Source organism: Xenorhabdus griffiniae (genome assembly GCF_037265215.1).
Taxonomy (GTDB): domain Bacteria; phylum Pseudomonadota; class Gammaproteobacteria; order Enterobacterales; family Enterobacteriaceae; genus Xenorhabdus; species Xenorhabdus griffiniae.
This window is the reverse complement of sequence record NZ_CP147737.1, coordinates 2,012,770-2,033,986: the sequence shown is the minus strand read 5'-3', so window position 1 is coordinate 2,033,986 and position 21,217 is coordinate 2,012,770. Positions and strand designations below refer to the sequence as shown.

The 21,217-nt window shown below is 53.4% G+C and carries 2 protein-coding genes (1 of these 2 cut by a window edge); both read left to right on the top strand.

All coding sequences use genetic code 11. The annotated features are described in order from the left end of the window. A protein-coding gene (locus WDV75_RS08850; protein ID WP_422399068.1) for a non-ribosomal peptide synthase/polyketide synthase crosses the window boundary here: on the top strand, window positions 1-14,540 show its 3' portion. 8,221 nt of this gene lie to the left of the window's left edge; only the last 14,540 of its 22,761 coding nucleotides appear in the window; its start codon lies off the left edge, out of view; the stop codon is at window positions 14,538-14,540. Beyond that, window positions 14,540-21,217 (top strand): non-ribosomal peptide synthetase, encoded by a 6,678-nt coding sequence (locus WDV75_RS08845; RefSeq protein WP_273571775.1) that lies wholly within the window; start codon window positions 14,540-14,542, stop codon window positions 21,215-21,217. The genes WDV75_RS08850 and WDV75_RS08845 overlap by 1 nt, the downstream gene beginning before the upstream one ends.

Below are 21,217 nucleotides of genomic sequence, written 5' to 3'. Positions count from 1 at the left end.
TGCTTGAAGATGCAGAGCCTGTGGTTCTGCTGGCCCAGACAGCACAAGTTAGCAGATTAAACAACCTGATACCTACCGTATTGCTTGATACCCAAGAACCGTTTTGGGCGGCACAACCCACTCACAACCCCAATACACACGCATTAGGTCTGACATCACAGAATTTAGCTTATGTGATCTATACCTCTGGCTCTACCGGCCAACCTAAAGGAGTGATGATAGAACATCGTAATGTTCTTCGTCTTATCATTAATAGTGGCTTTGCTGATATTGATTCGAATGATTGTGTCGCCCATTGTGCCAATATCGCTTTTGATGCCTCGACCTGGGAAATTTGGTCCGCCTTGCTCAATGGCGCCCGCCTGCATGTGATTCCACAGTCGGTGTTGCTCGATCCGGCACATTTCTGTGATGCGCTGATCAAGGAACGCGTCACCGCCCTCTGGTTGACTGTGGGTTTATTCAACGAATATCTCGATAGCCTCAAGCCCCTGTTTGGACAATTGCGCTATCTGCTTATCGGCGGTGATGTACTCGATCCAAGGAAGATACAACAGGTGCAATCGGCTGAATCTCAACCCGTTCACCTGATAAATGGCTATGGGCCAACAGAAACCACAACATTTGCTACTACCTATGCGCTGAGTTCCCCCGTTGATGTGACGCGTTCCATTCCTATCGGCCGCCCGATTGCCAATACCCAGATTTATATCCTGGACTCACACGGCCAACCCGTCCCTCGCGGTGTGACAGGGGAAATTTATATTGCCGGTGCCGGCGTAGCCCGTGGTTACCTGAATCGACCTGAACTGACTGCCGAACGTTTCCAGACCGATCCCTTCGCTTCACAGCCAGACAGCCGCATGTACAAAACCGGTGATCTCGGCCGCTGGCTGCCCGATGGCAATATCGAATACCTCGGCCGCAATGATTTTCAGGTTAAGTTGCGTGGCTTCCGTATCGAGTTGGGCGAAATCGAAGCCAGATTGAGCCAATGTGACGGCGTGCGTGAAGCGGTCGTGATCGCCCGCGAAGATGGGAAACGACTGGTGGCCTATCTGTTACCGCAACAGGGATTTGAACTGGAACCCGCTGCACTGCGCCAGCAACTCGCTCAGTATCTCGCGGACTATATGTTACCCAGTGCTTTTGTCACGTTGACGTCCTTCCCGCTGACGCCCAATGGCAAACTCAACCGTCAGGCCCTGCCTGCTCCTGAACTGTCAGCCGTAGTCGCTCACGGCTACGAAACCCCTGTCGGTGAGACAGAAATCGCTCTGGCACAGATTTGGCAAGAGTTACTCGGACTGGCACAAGTAGGTCGCCACGATCATTTCTTCGAATTGGGTGGCCATTCCCTGCTTGCCGTCCAACTCGTTGCACATGTACGCCAAGATTTGGCACGAAATTTGTCACTCCAACAGCTCTTTGATCAACCCATATTGACAGATCTGGCTCAAACACTTAATGGCACTTCAGCTATAGCCCAGATAACAATTCCTGTTACTGATCGCAACCGGCCGTTACCTCTGTCCTTTGCTCAGCAAAGATTGTGGTTCCTGAGTCAGATCGATCAAGCGGCCAGTCTGGCCTATCATATTCCTTTGGCATTACGCCTGATCGGTCAACTTAATCGTCCGGCCTTAATCCGTGCATTTAACCAATTGATCGCCCGACATGAAAACTTGCGTACTTGCTTTGTGCTGGTTTCCGGCCAGCCTTATCAGCACATCGAACCGACTGACATTAACTTTGCCCTGTCTTACCAAGACTTACGCTCGCTGGCACCAGAAACGCACTCCGTCCATATTGCTAATTTGACCGCCCTTGAAGCACAAACGCCTTTTGACTTTACCCAAGGCCCGCTAATCCGCGGTCACTTGCTGCAACTGGCAGACGAAGAGCACGTCTTGCTGCTTACCCAGCATCATATTATTTCTGACGGCTGGTCCATCGGCATACTCATGCATGAACTCAGTGTGCTTTATCGCGCCATCCTCGACGGCCAAGATGTCCCCTTGCCGCCATTGCCGATCCAGTATGCCGACTATGCGGTCTGGCAACGTGGATGGTTGCAAGAAGCCACCCTCACTGCACAACGCGATTTCTGGTGTACTCAGCTTGCCGACGCACCGGCTTTACTGTCTCTCCCAACCGACCGACCGCGCCCAGCGACACAAACTTTTGTCGGTGGACGAGTGCCTGTACAGTTTGATGCCGCTTTATTGGCGTCATTGAAAAAACTTGGACAGCGCCATAACGCTACCTTGTTTATGACTGTGCTGGGTGCATGGGGTATTGTATTGTCCCGGCTGAGTGGTCAGGATGATATCGTTATCGGTACACCTGTCGCTAACCGACCACACCATGAACTTGAGGGATTAATCGGTTTCTTCGTTAATACACTGGCCTTACGCGTCAGCCTGAATGATCCCATCACTATCACTGACCTGCTGGCTCAGGTTCGGGAGCGGGCGCTCGCCGCTTATGCTCATCAGGATCTGCCCTTTGAGCAGGTGGTGGAAGCGCTCCAGCCTGAACGCAATCTCAGCTACAGCCCGATCTTCCAGGTGATGCTGGCTTTAAATAATACCCCCGCTCAGGCGCTGGCATTATCCGATATCCAATGCATCCCCATTGAACAGGCACATCCCAGCGCTCACTTTGACTTAACCTTGTCACTGACCGAAACCGAGGCCGGTCTGGTCGGTGATTTGGCCTATGCAGCCGATCTGTTTGACGCCGCAACCATTGTGCGTATGGTCGATTACTTAACCCATGTGCTGACGGCTATGGCGGCAGATGAAACCCAACCCATTGCCACGTTACCGATGCTGCCCGCCTCAGAACGGCAACAACTGCTGGTGGACTTCAACGCGACGCAGATGGATTTTCCGCAAACGGCGTTGATCCATCAACTGTTCGAATCTCAGGCAGAACAGTGTCCCGATGCCACTGCCGTAGTCTACGAAGATCAAATGCTGAGCTATGGTGAATTAAACCACCGCGCCAATCAATTAGCCCATTACCTGATTACGCTAGGGGTACGTCCAGACGATCGCGTCGCCCTCTGTGCCGAGCGTAGTCTGGAGATGGTAGTCGGCTTACTGGCTATCCTCAAAGCGGGCGGGGCTTATGTGCCGCTCGATCCCATTTATCCGGCCGAACGGCTGGCTTACATGGTTGAAGATGCTGCTCCGGTGGCGTTACTCACGCAATCGGCACTGTCCCGATCAGAGTGGCTCGCCCAGTTTAACGCCTTGCCAACCGTCTTACTGGATAATCCCGAGCCGTACCTGACAACCCAACCTGCTGATAATCCAGACGCACAGGCATTGGGTTTAGCGTCACACCATCTGGCCTATGTCATTTATACTTCCGGTTCGACCGGTCAACCGAAAGGGGTAATGATCGAACATTTTAGCCTGTGCAATTTGATCACGACTCAGCAACATGCGTTGGCGCTAACCCCAGCTAGTCGCGTCTTACAGTTTGCTTCAAACAGTTTCGATGCCTGTATTTGGGAATGTTGTATGGCTTTAATGGCCGGCGGGCGTCTCTATCTGGCCAAACGGGCCAATCTGCTGCCTGGAGCCATACTGTCCGGCTACCTAACCGAGCAGGCCATCAGCCATGTTCTCCTGTCGCCCACTGCGTTGGCCGCAATGGATTCCCTGCCCGATACCCTGCAAACCTTGCTGGTGGGAGGAGAGGCCTGTCCATCAACCTTAGTTAAACGCTGGTCATCAGGACGACAAATGCTCAATGCCTATGGGCCGACGGAAATCACGGTCTGTGCTACGCTCTATGCCTGTTCCTGCGCAGAAGATAGCTCAACCGATAATCCACCGCCGATTGGCCGCCCCATAGCCAACACCCAAATCTATCTCCTTGATACCCATTATCAGCCTGTCCCGCTGGGTGTCATAGGGGAGATCTATATTGCTGGTGCGGGAGTTGCCCGCGGTTATCTTAATCGTCCCGAACTCACTGCCGAACGCTTCCTCGCTGATCCGTTCTCTTCCAACCCCAACGCACGGATGTACAAAACGGGGGATCTCGGGCGCTGGCTCGCCAATGGCAATATCGAATACCTGGGCCGCAATGATTTTCAAATCAAGCTCCGTGGTTTCCGCATTGAATTGGGGGAAATCGAAACCAAACTCACGCAATGTGATGGGGTACGTGAAGCGGTGGTGGTTGCTCGCGAAGATCAAGGCCAGAAACGACTTGTTGCCTATCTGCTGCCAGAGGAAAGCGCTAAATTGGTGCCAGCCAAACTGCGCCAACAACTTGCCCGGCACCTCGCTGACTATATGCTACCCAGCGCCTTTGTCACGCTGGCATCCTTCCCGTTAACGCCAAACGGCAAGCTTGACCATCAGGCGCTGCCTGAACCCGATGCATCCGCTATCGTGATGCACCGCCATGAACCCCCGATGGGTGAAGCGGAAACTACTCTGGCACAAATCTGGCAAGAGCTATTGGGATTGGAACAAGTCAGCCGCCACGACCACTTCTTTGAACTTGGCGGTCACTCGTTGATGATAGTCAGCCTGATTGAAGAACTGCGCAAGCTGGGTTGGCAACTTGACGTTCGCAGTGTATTCGCCGCGCCCATCCTGATCGATATGGCCCAGAATCTCCAGCGTGATACCCATACCTTTATCGTGCCACCCAACCTGATACCCGAGGGCTGTACCGCTATTACGCCCGCTATGCTGCCGCTGGTTTCCCTGTCCCAGGCTGAGATTGATGCCATCGTTAATACTGTTTCTGATGGGGCAAGTAATGTACAGGATATCTATCCATTGTCACCCTTGCAGGAAGGCATCCTGTTCCATCATCTGTTGCAGGCACAAGGCGACACCTATTTATTGCAAATCATACTTGCCTTCGATACCCGTAAACGTCTTGAGGCTTTTCTAGGTGCATTACAGCAAGTTATTGATCGTCATGACATCCTGCGCACGGCGGTTTACTGGCAAGATCTGGCGCAACCGGTTCAGGTGGTTTGGCGTCAGGCACCGCTCACTGTCCGTGAATTCATCCCAATCTCGACCAACGATATTCCGGCGCAGTTACAGGCTCATACTGATCCACGCCAGCATCGTATCGACCTGACTCAAGCCCCCTTATTTACGGCTGATATGACCCTTGATCCGGCACAAAATGAGTGGTTGCTGGCACTGCGTTTCCATCATCTGGTCAGCGACCATATGACACTGGATCTGGTTTTCGCTGAGATTACCCAAATATTACGGGGAAATGTGGAAGCTCTGCCTACCACGCTACCCTATCGCAACTTTATCGCCCAGATCCTGAATGTACCGAGTTCAGTGCATGAGGATTACTTTCGCGAACAGCTCGCCGATATTGATGAACCCACGGCACCGTTCGGTGTACTCGCTATTCCTAAAAACGCGCCAAACGATACTAAACCTGTCTCTGTCGCCAAATCCAGGCTTTTACTCACTCCTGAACTGGCGAAAGCCATTCGTATTCAATCCCGCCGTTTGGGCGTCAGCCCAGGCGTCCTGTCCCATGTAGCTTGGGCGCAGGTATTAGCCCAGACTAGCGGTCGTGATGATGTGGTGTTTGGCTCCGTGTTATTGGGCCGCCTGCAAGGTAATGCAGGGGCTGATCGTATATTGGGGATGTTTATCAATACGTTGCCAATTCGTATTTCTCTGGGCGGACGTACCGTACAGGAAATCGTACAGGATACCTACCATAACCTGACCACCTTGCTGGGGCATGAACAGGCCCCATTAGCGCTGGCACAACGGTGCAGTGGCGTGGCGCAACCATTGCCACTGTTCAGTGCCTTGCTGAATTATCGCCATAGCCAGACTGACAAGGGAGACGCCATTGACACAATCTGGACAGATATGCGACTGGTTGCGGCTGAAGAGCAGACCAACTATCCCATTACCCTGTCAGTCGATGATTTAGGGGATAATTTCCAATTAACCGCCCTGACCGTGACAGAAATTGCGCCAGAACGCATCACCGCCTATCTGGAAACGGCCATTAACGGCCTGATCGATGCCCTGATCCACAACCCACAACAATTGATCCTAGATGTTCCAATCTTGCCGGAACCAGAGCGGCAACAATTGCTGGTAGGCTTCAACCCAACCCAAGTGGATTTTCCGCAAAATGCCCTGATCCATCAACTCATTGAAGCTCAGGCATTACAACGCCCCCATGCCACCGCCGTGATTTGCGCAGGCCGGACATTGAGCTATGCAGAATTGAACCAACATGCCAACCGTCTGGCTCATCATTTGATTGCGCTAGGGGTGCGTCCAGATGATCGCGTCGCTATCTGTATCGAACGCAGTCTGGAGATGGTGGTCGGCTTACTGGCGATCCTCAAGGCAGGCGGTGCCTATGTCCCGCTCGATCCAACCTATCCGATTGAACGGTTAGCCTATATGCTCAGGGATTCAGCTCCCGTTGTTTTATTGACCCAGACAGCACAAGTCAACAAGCTGCCTGACACCGTGCCGACGATCTTGCTTGACTCTTTATGTGACCACCATGAAACCCTGCTGGCGACACAACCGACGGATACCCCAAACGCCCAAGCACTGGGACTGACATCACGTCATTTAGCCTATGTCATTTACACATCGGGTTCGACCGGCCAGCCCAAAGGGGTGATGGTCGAACATCGCAATGTCGTTAGCCTTATCATCAATAATGGCTTTGCCAATATTAGCCCTGACGACTGTATTGCCCATTGCGCCAATGTCTCATTTGATGCCGCCACATGGGAAGTGTGGGCTGGCTTAGTTCATGGCGCGCGTATTCTGTTAATTCCAGAAAAAACCTTGTTACAACCCACTGATTTTGGTCAGTGCTTGTCAGCGGAGGGTGTCAGTGCGTTATTCCTGACCACGGCACTGTTTAACCAATATGCGAGTTTAATTGCGCCAGCGTTGTCTGGTTTGCGTTATGTCCTTTTTGGTGGCGAACAGGGTGATACCCGTCCTGCCATTCGCCTTAGAACCGAACATTCACCCAAACATTTACTGCATGTGTATGGGCCAACTGAGACAACCACGTTTGCCACCGCCTATGAAATCCCTGTTCTGGAAGACGAAGACGTTGAAGGTAAAGGCAGAAAAATCCCCATTGGTCACCCGATCGCGAATACCCAGATCTATATCCTGAATCAACAAGGCCAGCCTGTCCCTTCTGGGGTTGCCGGTGAAATTTATATTTCCGGTGCTGGGGTTGCCCGTGGCTACCTGAATCGTCCTGAACTGACCGCTGAACGCTTCCTGGCCGATCCGTTCTCTCCAGAGCCTGATGCCCGCATGTACAAAACTGGTGACCTCGGCCGCTGGTTGCCCGATGGCAATATCGAATACCTCGGCCGCAATGATTTTCAGGTCAAACTGCGTGGCTTCCGTATCGAGTTGGGCGAAATCGAGGCCAGACTGACCCAATGTGACGGCGTGCGTGAAGCCGTGGTATTGGCCCGCGAAGATGAACCCGGACAAAAGCGACTGGTGGCCTATCTGCTACCACAAGAAGGGATTGAACTGGTTCCAGCTGAGTTACGACAGCAACTCGCCCAGCATCTGGCTGACTATATGTTACCCAGTGCCTTTATCACGCTGGATGCCTTCCCGCTCACCCCCAACGGCAAGCTGGATCGTCAGGCTCTGCCGGTACCGGATTTATCCGCGGTGGTCACGCGCCGCTACGAAGCCCCCGTGGGTGAAACAGAAATCATCCTGGCTGAGATTTGGCAAGATCTGCTCGGACTGGAACATGTCGGCCGTTACGATCACTTCTTCGAACTCGGCGGCCATTCCCTGCTGGCTGTCCAGCTGGCGGCTCGCATTCGTCAACAATTGGCCCACGAGTTGCCGTTACAACAACTCTTTGAGCAACCGCGTTTGCGCGATCTGGCTCACTCGCTGGCTGATGCGTCAACCACCACACAGGCCACCATCCCTGTCGCTGACCGTCACCAACCACTGCCCTTGTCCTTTGCTCAACAACGTTTATGGTTCCTCGCTCAGCTCGATCCGGCGGCTAGCCTGGCCTACCATATCCCGATGGCGTTGCGCTTGACCGGCCAGCTTCATCGCCCGACTTTAATCCGCGCCCTTGACCTTCTGGTCGCCCGCCATGAAAGCCTGCGTACCCGCTTTGTGCTGGTTTCCGGCCAACCTTGCCAGCAAATCGATCCGGCTGATAGGGGTTTTGCCCTGTCTTACCACGACTTACGCACATTAACGCCAGAAGCGCATATTAACCGTATCGCGGAATTAACCGATCTCGAAGCACAAGCACCTTTTGATTTTAGCCAAGGTTCACTGATCCGCGGTCATTTGCTGCAACTGGCCGATGAGGAACATATCTTGCTGCTCACCCAGCATCATATTATCTCTGATGGCTGGTCCATCGGCGTATTGCTGCGTGAATTCAGCGCCCTTTACCGCGCCGCTCTCGACAGCCAAGATGATCCCTTACCACCCTTGCCGATTCAGTACGCCGACTATGCCGTCTGGCAGCGAGAATGGTTACAAGAAAGTGCCATTGCGCAACAACGCGACTTCTGGTGTTCCCAGCTTAAAGGAGCGCCAGCTTTATTAACATTGCCAACCGACCGACCCCGCCCAGCGGTGCAGTCCTATGTTGGTAGCCGGCTTCCTGTCAATGTTGATGCAGATTTATTGACTTCGCTTAAGCGTCTTGGACAGCGCCATCGCACCACCTTATTTATGACCGTACTCAGTGCCTGGAGTATCGTATTGGCTCGGCTGAGTGGACAGGCGGATATTGTCATCGGCACCCCGATTGCTAACCGCCCACATCATGAACTGGAAGGATTAATCGGGTTCTTCGTCAATACACTGGCCTTGCGTATCACGCTGGATAATTCCAGTAGTGTTGCTGACTTGCTCGCCCAAGTGCGGGAACACGCTTTCGCGGCCTATGCTCATCAGGATCTGCCCTTTGAACAGGTGGTGGAAGCGCTCCAGCCTGAACGCAACCTGAGTTACAGCCCCATCTTCCAGGTGATGCTGGCCTTAAACAACACGCCACAACATATCTCACGACAAGCGTTAGCGTTACCTGAGCTACAACTCACCCACATTGAGCAGGAACACTATAGTGCTCACTTCGATTTGACCTTGTCATTGGCCGAAAATGAGGACGGCCGCCTGGTCGGTGAACTGGCCTACGCCACTGACTTATTCGACGCCACGACCATTGAGCGTTTGGTTGGTTACCTGACAAATGTGTTGACCGCTATGGTGGCGGATGAGACACAACTTATTGGTGCCCTGCCCCTGCTGCCAGAATCGGAGCGACGGCAACTGTTGGTGGATTTCAATGCCACCCAGCAGAACTTCCCACAGGAAGCGTTGATCCACCAACTAGTTGAAGCGCAGGCCGCACAACATCCTGAAGCTATCGCCGCTGTATTTGAGGAGCAAACGATCAGCTATGGTGAGTTAAACCGCCGTGCCAATCAGTTAGCGCATTATCTCATTGCGTCTGGCGTGCGTCCGGACGATCGGATCGCGATTTGTATCGAGCGTGGTCTGGCGATGGTGGTCGGTTTACTGGCAATTCTCAAAGCAGGTGGTGCCTATGTGCCGCTCGATCCGGCCTACCCCACCGAGCGATTGGCCTCTGTGCTGGAAGATGCGGCGCCTGTGGCTTTACTGACTCAAGCAACGTTACGCAACAAGCTAGACAGCACCTTACCTACGGTCTTGCTGGATAATATCTGTGATAGCCAGACAGCATTCCTGACAATGCAGCCGACCGATAATCCAGACGCACAGGCACTGGGGCTGACATCCCGCCATCTGGCCTACGTGATTTACACGTCGGGATCGACCGGAACACCGAAAGGGGTGATGGTTGAACACGCCAATGTCATCCGCCTGTTAGCCGCAACCCAATCCCGTTTCCAGTTTGATGATAAAGACGTCTGGACGTTGTTTCACTCATTTGCTTTCGATTTCTCCGTCTGGGAATTGTGGGGTGCTTTGGCTTACGGCGGTCGGTTGGTCGTTATTTCAGGCGAATGTGCCCGTTCACCGCAGCTATTCTATTCGCTATTGTGCCGTGAACACGTCACGATCTTAAACCAGACACCCAGTGCTTTCCGTTCACTGATTGCCGCTCAGGGTGTGGCTAAGCACGCTCTGCGGTGCATTATTTTTGGCGGTGAGGCGCTGGAATTACATACACTTGTCCCGTGGGTGACCCACAATCCGACCGCGCAAACCCGTCTGGTCAATATGTATGGCATCACCGAAATTACGGTTCATGCTACCTATCGCGAACTGACCGAAACCGATATCTATTCAGGACGGGGCAGCTTGATTGGTCAGCCACTGGCTGATCTGCGGATCTATATTCTTGACCCCCTCGGTCAACCAGTTCCGCTCGGCGTGGCAGGCGAAATCTATATCGTCGGTGACGGTGTCACCAGAGGCTATTTGAACCGGCCTGAACTCACCGCCGAGCGCTTCCTCACTGATCCCTTCTTCCTGAATTCGGCTGCCCGGATGTACAAGACTGGCGATCTCGGTCGCTGGCTGCCCGATGGCAATATCGAATACCTCGGCCGCAATGATTTTCAGGTCAAACTGCGGGGCTTCCGCATTGAATTGGGGGAAATCGAGGCAAAACTGGAACAATGTCATGGCGTGCGCGAAGCCGTGGTATTGGCCCGTGAAGATGAGCCAAATCAGAAACGGCTGGTGGCCTACCTGCGGCCACGGGAGGGCGTGGAGCTGGTGCCTGCTGAACTGCGCCAGCAACTCGCCCAACACCTTGCCGACTATATGTTACCCAGCGCTTTTGTCACGTTAGCCTCTTTCCCTTTAACGCCCAATGGCAAACTTGACCGTCAGGCTTTGCCTGCTCCCGATTCATCCGCCATTGTGGTACGCCATTATGCAAGCCCTGTCGGTGAGATGGAAATTACCCTCGCCCAGATTTGGCAAAAATTATTGGGGCTGGAGCGAGTTGGGCGCCATGACCACTTCTTCGAACTCGGTGGCCATTCACTGATGATTGTCAGCCTGATCGAAGAACTGCGCAATCTGGGCTGGCAGCTCGAGGTGCGCAGTGTTTTCGTCGCCCCTGTCCTGATTGATATGGCGCAGACTGTCCGGCGTGATGCCAACACCTTTGCCGTGCCCCCCAATCTCATCGCTGAAGAGTGCACAGACATTACCCCCGCCATGCTGCCTTTGGTTTCCCTGTCCCAGACTGAAATTGATGCCATCGTGACGACTGTTCCGGGTGGCGGTGCCAATGTGCAGGATATCTATCCCCTCGCGCCGTTACAGGAAGGGATTTTGTTCCATCATCTGTTACAGACCCAGGGGGATAATTATCTGCTGCAAAGCGTGCTCGCGTTCGATACCCGTGAGCGCCTCAATGCCTTTTTAGCGGCGTTGCAACGGGTTATCGACCGCCATGATATTCTGCGTACCGCCGTTTGCTGGCGAGAACTGGCACAACCGGTGCAAGTGGTCTGGCGTCAGGCACCGCTGAAGGTTAACACCTTCACCCCCACTACAACGGGTGACGTTGTCACCCAACTCAAGCGTCATACCGATCCACGCCAGCACCGTATCAATTTAAATCAGGCGCCCCTGTTTGCCGCCGATATCGCCCCGAATCCGGCACAGGATGAATGGCTGCTGGCGCTACGCTTCCATCATCTAGTCAGTGACCATTTGACCTTAGAGCTGATTTTTGCGGAAATCGCGCTTATCTTGCAGGGCAAGACGGAGAGACTGCCAGCGGTACTGCCTTACCGCAACTTTATCGCCCAAACCCTGGCTACCCCGACCGCTGACCATGAGGCTTATTTCCACACCCAACTGGCGGATATTGATGAACCCACGGCACCCTTTGGGGTGCTCAAGGTGCATCCTGACAATGACTGCGTGGCTGAGGCTCGTCTCCCTATCGCCCCCGATCTGGCCAAAGCCATTCGCACTCAGGCGCGTCGGTTAGGCGTCAGCCCCAGTGTGCTGTTCCATGTGGCATGGGCGCAAGTGTTGGCACAGACCAGCGGCCGTGATGACGTGGTATTTGGCTCCGTGCTATTAGGCCGTCTGCAAGGCGGTGCAGGGGCCGAGCGAGTATTGGGTATGTTCATCAATACGTTGCCAATGCGGGTTTCCCTGACGAATTACACTGTTCAGGAAGTCGTCCACAACACCCACCACGGATTGATGATGTTACTGGAACACGAACAGGCTCCATTGGCATTGGCACAACGTTGCAGCGGTATGCCGCAGTCGATGCCGTTATTTAGTAGCTTATTGAATTATCGTCATGGTCAATCTGCTGAAACCGGAGGGCTTGATACTCTCTGGGCGGGTATACGTACTTTAGCCGCAGAAGAGCGCACTAACTATCCTGTCACCCTGTCAGTGGATGATTTAGGCGTCAATTTCCAGCTCATCGCCCAGACAGTAGCCGGTATCGACCCAACCCGCGTAACCAACTATCTGGTCACCGCCATCAGTGGCTTAATCGATGCTCTGATTCATGATCCACAACGGCTGGTTCGGGATATCTCAATCCTGCCCGCCACAGAGCGCCAGCAACTACTGGTAGATGCCAACGCTACGCAGGCCGATTTTCCGCAAGACCAGCTGGTTCATTCATTGTTCGAAGCTCAAGCGGCACGCCATCCCGATACCCTTGCTGTCGTATTTGACGGACAAACGCTCAGTTATGGTGAACTTAACTGCCGTGCCAATCAGTTAGCTCACCATCTGATTTCATTGGGCGTGCACCCAGATGATCGGGTTGCCATCTGTATCGAACGTAGTCTGGATCTCATCGTCGGCCTGCTCGCTATTCTCAAAGCCGGCGGCGCTTACGTCCCGCTCGATCCCACCTATCCGAGCGAACGGCTGGCTTATATGCTTGAAGATTCAGAACCCGTGGCGTTGCTGACTCAGACAACACTCGCCGACAAGCTGTCCCGTTTTGTACCTATGTCCATGTCGATAGTAATACTCGACGCCCAGGAATTAATTTTGACGGAGCAACCGCCCCATAACCCAGACATACACGCCTTGGGGTTGATGTCACACCATCTGGCCTATGTGCTTTATACCTCTGGCTCGACGGGACAACCCAAAGGCGTGATGGTCGAGCACCGCAATGTTCTTCGCCTGATTATCAATAATGGCTTTACTGACATAGGTCCCAACGACTGTATCGCCCACTGTGCCAATATTGCTTTTGACGCCTCAACCTGGGAAATCTGGTCTGCCTTACTTAATGGCGCACGCCTGCATGTGATCCCACAATCGATTCTGCTTAATCCGGTGCATTTCTGCGATTCACTGATTGAGGGGAAAATCAGTGCTCTCTGGCTGACTGTCGGCTTGTTCAACGAATATCTCGATAACCTCAGCCCCCTGTTTGAGCAACTACGCTACCTGCTTGTCGGCGGTGATGTGCTCGATCCAAGAAAGATACAGCAGGTGCAATTAGCCGAGTTCCAGCCAACACACCTGATTAATGGCTATGGCCCAACGGAAACCACTGCATTTGCCACAACCTATGCGATTACCTCACCCGTTGATGTGACCCGTTCCATTCCTATCGGTCGCCCGATCGCGAATACCCAGATTTATATTCTGGATATGCTAGGTCAACCCGTTCCTTATGGTGTAACGGGGGAAATTTATATTGCCGGTGCCGGCGTAGCGCGCGGTTATCTGAACCGACCTGAACTCACCGCCGAGCGCTTCCTGCCCGATCCGTTCTCTTCGCAACCCGATGCCCGCATGTACAAAACTGGCGACCTCGGTCGTTGGCTGCCCGATGGCAATATCGAATACCTCGGCCGCAATGACTTTCAGGTCAAGCTGCGCGGCTTCCGTATCGAGCTGGGAGAAATCGAAACCCGACTCAGCCAATGTGATGGTGTGCGCGAAGCAATTGTGTTGGCGCGCGAAGACGAACCCGGCCAGAAACGGCTGGTCGCTTACCTGTTACCGCAGGAAGGGATTGAATTAGCGCCCGCGAAGCTGCGTCAGCAGCTTGCTCAATATCTCGCTGACTATATGTTACCCAGTGCCTTTGTCACGCTCACAGCCTTCCCCCTGAGCCCCAATGGCAAACTGGATCGCAAGGCCCTGCCTGCACCGGATCTGGCGGCTGTGGTCACCCAAGGTTACGAACCGCCACAAGGTGGGATAGAAACCGCGTTGGCGAAAATCTGGCAGGATCTATTAGGACTAGAACGTATCAGTCGCCACGACCATTTCTTTGAACTTGGCGGCCACTCACTGATGGTCGTCAGATTGATAACCCGCATACAAGATAAATTCCTGGTCAGTATCCCTCTGACGGCGTTATTCACTTCGCCCACATTAACAGAGCAGGCCACTGCCATTCTCTCAGCGCAAATGAATGCGGTAGCGGAAAACGAGCTTGAGTCAATTCAAAACGATCTTGACTCATTGTCGGCAGAAGAATTGATGGCAATTTTAGGCGGGGACAGTAAATAATGACAAGGTTTAATATGAATATCAATGAGTTGAAACGTGCAGTTCTGGAAAAAAGACTTGCAGAACAACTGAAAGCCCGCGAGGGGGAACAGCAGCCAACCTTCATCAAACCCGCGGACAGACATCAGCCCCTGCCGCTTTCTTTTGCTCAGCAGCGGCTGTGGTTTATCAGCCAGCTCGATCCGGCAGCCAGCCAGGCTTATCATCTGTCGGTGACATTACGCCTCACTGGTCAGCTCGACTATCCGGCGCTGAAAGCAGCACTGGATCGCCTGATTGCCCGCCATGAAAGTCTGCGAACCCGTTTTATTCTGGTAGCAGGCCAGCCCTGCCAACATATCGATCCGGCTGATATCGGTTTTGCCCTGACCTACCACGACCTGCGCCCGATCGATCCCGTCTTGCGTACCCAGCATGTTGCCGAACTCGCTAATAGCGAGGCACAGGCACCCTTCGATTTTGTCCAAGGCTCGCTGTTCCGTGGCCAACTGCTGCAACTGGCCGACGACGAGCATGTGCTGTTGCTGACCCTGCATCACATTATCACTGACGGCTGGTCTGTCGGTGTGCTGGTGCAAGAACTGAGCATCTTTTACCGTGCGGCCCTTGACGGCCAACCTGATCCTTTGCCTCCCCTGCCAATCCAGTATGCTGATTATGCGGTCTGGCAACAGGAGCAGTTACAAGGCATGGCCTTCACTAAACAACGTGATTTCTGGTGCACCCAGCTTGCTGACGCACCGGCCTTACTTACTCTCCCAACCGACCGGCCACGTCCGGCAGTACAAACCTATGCAGGCAACCGCGTGCCTGTGCACGTTGATGCGGATTTATTGGACTCATTGAAAGTGCTTGGACAACGTCACAACACCACCTTGTTTATGACGGTGCTCAGTGCCTGGAGTCTCGTTCTGGCTCGGCTGAGTGGACAGGCGGATATTGTTACCGGCACCCCTGTCGCTAACCGTCCACACCAGGAGCTGGAAGGACTGATGGGGTTCTTTGTTAATACTCTGGCCTTGCGTATCTCCTGCCATGATAACCTCCGTGTGACAGATTTGCTGGCCCAGGTGCGGGTGCGGGCGCTGGCCGCCTATAGCCATCAGGATCTGCCCTTCGAGCAGGTGGTGGAGGCGATCCAGCCGGAACGCAGCCTGAGTTACAGCCCGCTGTTTCAGGTAATGCTGGCCTTAAACAACACCCCAGCCCAAGAGTTGACCCTGCCGGGGTTGCAACTGACGACGATTGCTCAGGAACATCGCAGTGCACATTTTGACTTAACCTTATCACTGAGTGAAACCGAAGCCGGTTTAATCGGGGGGCTGGAATATGCCACCGATTTATTCGATGCCACCACGGTTGAGCGAATAGTCGGTTATTTCAACAAGGCACTGATCGCCATGACGGTGGATGACACCCAACTTATTGCCACGTTACCCCTGTTGCCCGCCTCAGAACGGCAACAACTGCTGGTGGATTTTAATGCCACTCAGGCCGATTTCCCGCAAAACACGTTGATCCACTCGCTGTTTGAAGCACAAGCGGCACAGCATCCTGACCGCATTGCGGTCGTCTATGAAGACCAGACCCTGAGCTACAGTGAGTTAAATCATCGCGCGAATCAGTTGGCCCATTCCCTGATAACTGTCGGCGTGCGGCCGGATGATCGAGTAGCGATTTGTGCTGAACGCAGTCTGGATACTATTGTGGGCTTACTCGGCATTCTTAAGGCTGGCGGCGCTTATGTGCCGCTCGATCCGGCTTATCCCACCGACCGGCTGGCTTATATGCTGGACGATGCCGCCCCGGTGGTGTTACTCACCCAGACCGCACAATACGACAGATTGCGTGACAGCGTCACTGTAACGGTGCCGGTCATCGTGCTTGATGACACAGAAGCATTGCTGGAAACCCAGCCAACGCACAATCCGCAAGCCCAGATATTGGGGCTAACATCACGCCATCTGGCTTATGTGATTTACACCTCCGGCTCAACGGGACAACCCAAAGGCGTGATGGTCGAACATCGCAATGTCCTGCGTCTTATCATTAACAGTGGCTTTGCTGAGATTGGCCCTGACGACTGTATTGCTCATTGCGCCAATGTTTCATTTGACGCCGCCACCTGGGAAATATGGGCGGGGCTGGTGCATGGGGCGCGTATTGTGCTTATCCCGGAAAAAGTCTTGCTCCAGCCCACGCTGTTTGGTCAGTGTCTGTCAGCGGAAGGTGTCACTGCCCTGTTCTTGACCACTGCCCTGTTTAACCAATACGCGGATCTCATTGGGCCATCCCTCTCTGGCTTACGTTATGTCCTGTTCGGCGGTGAACAGACGGATAACCGTCCGGCTATTCGTCTCAGAACCGAACATCCCCCCAGACACTTACTGCATGTGTATGGGCCAACCGAGACAACCACGTTTGCCACCGCCTATGAAATTCCTGTTATGGAAGACGAGGACGTTGAACGTAAAAACAGAAAAATCCCCATAGGTCACCCCATCGCGAATACCCAAATTTATATTTTGGATACGCAAGGTCAACCGGTTCCTATCGGGGTAACAGGTGAAATCCATATTGCCGGTGACGGCGTAGCCCGCGGTTACCTCAATCGCCCTGAACTGACCGCCGAACGCTTCCTGCCCGATCCGTTTTCTTCAGAGCCCGATGCCCGCATGTACAAAACCGGCGATCTGGCCCGCTGGCTGCCCGATGGCAATATCGAATACCTTGGCCGCAATGATTTTCAGGTCAAGTTACGGGGCTTCCGTATTGAACTGGGGGAAATCGAAGCCAAACTGAGGCAATGTGACGGCGTACGCGAAGCGGTCGTGCTGGCGCGCGAAGATGAGCCAGGCCAGAAAAAGCTGGTGGCCTATCTGCGGCCCTTGGAGGGGATTGAACTGGTGCCGGCTGAACTGCGCCAGCAACTGACCCAGCATCTTGCTGAATACATGTTACCCAGTGCGTTTGTTATGTTAGACACGTTCCCGCTCACCCCCAATGGCAAACTTAACCGTCAGGCGCTGCCGGCCCCGGATTTATCAGCCGTCGTCGCCCGCATCTATGCCACGCCCGTCGGTGAGAGAGAAATCGCCCTGGCACAGATTTGGCAAAAACTCTTAGATCTGAAACAAGTCAGCCGCCATGACCATTTCTTTGAACTCGGCGGCCATTCGCTGATGATTGTCAGCCTGATCGAAGAACTGCGTAATATCGGCTGGAAAATCGAGGTTCGCAGCGTGTTCGCCTCACCTGTCCTTGCTGATATGGCTCAGGCTATCCAGCAGGGGGGCAGCACCTTTGTCGTCCCCCCCAACCTGATCCCGGAAGATTGTACGGCCATTACCCCCGATATGCTGCCATTGGTTTCGCTTTCTCAAGCTGAAATTGATGCCATCGTTGCTACCGTTTCCGGCGGAACCAGTAATGTACAGGATATTTATCCACTAGCCCCGTTGCAGGAAGGAATTCTGTTCCATTACCGAATGCAGGCACAGGGGGATACCTATCTGTTGCAGAGCCTGCTCGCGTTCAATTCTCGCGATCGTCTTGCAAGCTTTCTGGCGGCCTTGCAACAGGTTATTAACCGCCATGATATCCTGCGCACGGCCGTTTATTGGCAGGGACTGGAACAGCCGGTTCAGGTGGTTTGGCGTCAGGCACAGCTGACTATCCACGAATTTATCCCTGCCACGCCAGACGATATTCCGGCGCAATTACAGGCTGACACGGATCCACGCCAGCACCGCATTAATTTGAACCATGCCCCGCTGTTTGCTGCCGATATCGCCCATGATCCACTACAGAACGAATGGCTGCTGGCCCTGCGTTTCCATCATCTGGTCAGCGACCATATGACACTGGATCTGATTTTTGCCGAAATAGCGCAAATATTGCAGGGACAACAAACACTGCCTGCGGCACTGCCCTATCGCAACTTTATCGCCCAAATCCTGAACGCACCCGCCACAGAGCACGAAGCCTATTTTCGTGCTCAACTCGCCGATATTGATGCACCGACAGCACCATTCGGTGTGTTGTCAATACCGGATAACCAAACATTAAGCGATGGTAACGCCATCACCGAAGCCCGCCTTTCTCTTCCTGCTGAACTGGCGGAAGCCATTCGCAGCCAGGCTCGGCGCTTAGGGATCAATCAGAGTGTCCTGTTTCATGTGGCCTGGGCGCAGGTATTGGCCCATACCAGTGGTCGTGACGACGTCGTTTTTGGCTCCGTACTATTGGGGCGCCTGCAAGGCGGTGCCGGTGTCGGCCAAATACTGGGGATGTTTATCAACACCTTGCCAGTACGTGTTTCCCTGGCTGATCGCAGTGTACAAACCGTGGTACAAGCCACCTACGATAACCTGATGTCGCTACTGGAACATGAACAGGCACCATTGGCATTGGCACAAAGTTGTAGTGGTGTCGCGCAACCCATGCCGCTGTTCAGCTCCTTACTCAATTACCGTCATTCCCAAGCCAATGACGCAAATGCGGTTAATATCTGGTCAGATATGCGCGTTGTTGCCACACAGGAACGAACCAACTATCCAATCACACTATCAATAGATGACTTAGGCGTTGGTTTTCACCTGACCATCCACACTGTGGCAGATATCGATCCAGTTCGTGTAGCCCATTACCTGCTGACAGCCATTCGTGGCCTGATCGATGCGTTGGTACACCATCCACAACAGATGATTTTGGCCGTACCAATCTTACCAACGGCAGAGCGGCAACAAGTGCTGGCCGATTTTAACGCTACTCAAGTTGATTTCCCGCAAGGTGCGCTAATCCACCAACTGTTTGAAACACAGGCTGAACAACATGCAGATACCATCGCTGTCGTCTGTGAAAACCAAACACTGAGCTATGGTGAACTGAACCAACGGGCTAATCGTCTGGCTCATCACTTGATTGCTCTGGGAGTGCGGCCGGATGATCGGGTGGCAATTTGTGCCGAACGCAGTCTGGATACTATTGTGGGATTACTCGGCATTCTTAAGGCTGGCGGCGCTTATGTTCCGCTCGATCCGGCTTATCCCACCGACCGGCTGGCTTATATGCTCGAAGATGCCGCTCCGGTGGTATTACTGACCCAGACAGCACAGTTCGACAGGTTACACCGCAGTGTATCTGCAACAGTGCCTATCATCGTGCTTGATAGCCAAGAGACACACCCGATTCCCTCCCCTAATCCACGGGTACTGAACCTGACATCACAAAATCTAGCCTATGTGATCTATACCTCTGGCTCTACGGGGCAACCCAAAGGGGTGATGGTCGAACACCGCAGTGTTAATCGGCTGGTTATCAATAGTGCTTATGCAGATATCAGTACGTCCGACTGCGTTGCTCATTGTGCCAATATCGCTTTTGATGCCTCGACCTGGGAAATTTGGTCTGCCCTGCTCAACGGGGCACGCCTGCATATCGTTCCGCAATCCGTGCTGCTCGATCCAAAACGTCTCTGCAATTCATTGCTCAAGGGGCAAGTCACCGCCCTCTGGTTAACGGTGGGTTTGTTCAACGAATATCTCGATAGTCTCAAACCCTTGTTTGGTCAGTTACGTTACCTGCTTACCGGTGGTGATGTGCTCGATCCGAGGAAAATACAACAGGTACAACGGGCTGTGTCTCAACCCGTCCACCTGATTAACGGCTATGGCCCGACGGAAACGACAACATTTGCCTCTACCTACGAGATCACTTCCCCCGTGGATGTAACCCGCTCTATCCCTATTGGCCGCCCAATTGCCAATACACGGATTTATATTCTGGATACGCGTGGTCAACCCGTTCCCATCGGTGTAGCGGGTGAAATCCATATTGCCGGTGACGGCGTGGCTCGCGGTTACCTGAACCGGCCTGAACTGACTGCCGAACGCTTCCTTGCCGATCCGTTCTCCCAGAACCCCGATGCCCGTATGTACAAAACCGGTGATATCGGGCGTTGGCTGCCTGATGGCAATATCGAATATCTTGGTCGCAATGATTTTCAGGTCAAGTTGCGTGGTTTTCGCATTGAACCCGGCGAGATTGAAGCTAAGTTAATGCAATGCGATGGCGTGCACGAAGCCATCGTTCTTATGCGCGAAGATACGCTTCTCGACAACACAGGGAGCCAGAGACGTCTGGTCGCCTACCTGATCCCCCAAACCGGTGTTGAACTGGTGCCGACAGAACTGCATCAGCAACTGGCCCAGCATCTCGCTGGCTATATGCTGCCTGGCGCCTTTGTCATATTGGATACTTTCCCGCTGACCCCCAATGGCAAACTCGACCGTCAGGCACTTCCTGCCCCTGATGCATCCGCTATGGTCGTACGCCACTATGAAGCACCGATCAATGAAGAAGAAATCATGCTGGCCCAAATCTGGCAAGACTTGCTGGGATTAGAACGAATTGGTCGCCACGATAACTTTTTTGAACTTGGCGGCCACTCATTGCTGATCGCGCAATTAGCAACACGGATACAAGATGAATTTCTGGTCGATATCCCTATCTCCTCGTTGTTTCTTTCTCCTCAATTGGCAGAGCAGGCCGACATCATCCTTACTACCCAATTGGATGCTATAGGGAACAGCAATATTGAATTACTTGAGGACGAGCTGGATTTAATGTCAACCGAAGAACTCATGGCAATTTTAGGCGGAGACAACAACAAATGA

Coding starts and splice junctions, on each gene's coding strand:
- WDV75_RS08845 (WP_273571775.1), top strand. CDS start 14,540: ATGACAAGGTTTAATATGAATATCAATGAGTTGAAACGTGCAGTTCTG.